At 39.8% G+C, this 1,406-nt stretch carries 2 protein-coding genes; both read right to left on the bottom strand.

Annotated elements, in window-relative coordinates:
* Positions 1 to 207 precede the first annotated feature (207 nt).
* Positions 208 to 714: a hypothetical protein gene (locus JI65_RS16900; RefSeq protein ID WP_191018333.1), complete on the bottom strand. Its 507-nt coding sequence runs from the start codon at positions 712 to 714 to the stop codon at positions 208 to 210.
* A 7-nt stretch (positions 715 to 721) separates the two neighbouring features.
* Positions 722 to 1,406 (bottom strand): hypothetical protein (locus tag JI65_RS16895; protein ID WP_197971977.1); only part of this gene is annotated, 685 nt, incomplete at its 5' end.

Raw genomic sequence — 1,406 nt, 5'->3', positions numbered from 1 at the left:
GCCAGCCAGCCTTAATCATTTTTTCAGCTTCCGCCTTTGTGAGCGTCTTTGAAATAAGACGGTATTGAGTGTCGCATTCTTCACCTGTGTCACGCTTTACGAGACAGTTAGTAAGGCCGTCTATTTCGATATCAATTTCCATGTTCTGTAGGCTCCTTCTTCAACAGTATTATAGCACTAAAATGGAATAAAAAAATTGGCTCGACATTAAAAAGATTCGATGAATTTATGAATTACTTCTGAAAATGTCTGAACATCAACAAATTCTAGGCCTTTTGGATTGTCAAAAACGGGTCCGTCATATAAGTCGCTTTCGTCCCACTCAATTTCGATTTTATTTTCTACGCGCCTAAAATAAACCAGAGGCAAAGGTGAATCCTCATGGAGATAATACCAAGTGTGTGAAATATACCAATTCCACCGGGCATCAGCCCAATCATCAGAAGGAAGCCGCCTGCACTTTGATTCAAAATCAATTGAGGAGGTTGCATTTACGGCCAATGGAAACTCTGTTTCATTTAAAATCGCTTCAATGCTATCAGAAAACCATTCAACCAACAATTTTACATGCCCCCAAAAATGGAATTTTTTGTCCCTCCAGAGATAACTACACACTGTTCTATTATTAACCCAGATTTCCATCCAACCATAGTCGGAATCTGTCATTTCATATTCGATTGCAAATGTATCTTTGCTTCCTATAATTGTCATCATCCCCTCACTAATTATTATGCAAAAATTTATTATATTGAGATTTTGTTATGTCACCGTTATCCCGCATTGCTCTTAAAACATCCGCTGGGACTTCGCCTCCCTTGACAGCATATGGATGCCATCCTCCCAGATTGTCAGGCTGGAACTTTATAAGCTTACCATTATAGATGTTATATAATTGCTTATGATTTGATGAGGAATACGCACTATCCAGCAATTTTTGTCCTGTTTTTGCATCTGGTATTGGATTTTCGCTTCCCCATTTTAAACTTGGATCATGTTTAGGGCTTGGCGCATAAATTCTCTTTGCGTTAACAAGTGCATTCCCAACTTTCCCTACTACACTGCCACTGACTTTTTGTGCAGCTCCCGCAATATCAAGCGAGCCTCCGGTAAGAATCCCAACCATTGCCTTTGATGATAGGCCAGGAACAATGCTTTCAGATTCAATTCCGTAGTGTTCGCATATCTCTGCTTCCAAAGCAGACATTGCCAGCGGACTGCAGTTTATATCTGGAAGCTTGTTTCGGTAGTTTTCATTTCCGGTAATGAAATAATTTTGTAAATTATGCTCAACATAATTAAGAGCTGGAGCTTCAATTATAAGACCTGTCTGCCGATCAAACGTTGTAAAGCCACTTTGATAGTCTCCGTCTATAATATCAGCATTTCCATCCGGGTCGGTGTACCGC

Source organism: Treponema zioleckii (assembly GCF_014737315.1).
GTDB classification, from domain to species: Bacteria; Spirochaetota; Spirochaetia; order Treponematales; family Treponemataceae; genus Treponema_D; species Treponema_D zioleckii.
The sequence above is the reverse complement of the archived record's forward strand: the minus strand, read 5'-3'. Positions and strand labels throughout refer to the sequence as shown.

Coding starts and splice junctions, on each gene's coding strand:
- JI65_RS16900 (WP_191018333.1), bottom strand. CDS start 714: ATGATGACAATTATAGGAAGCAAAGATACATTTGCAATCGAATATGAA.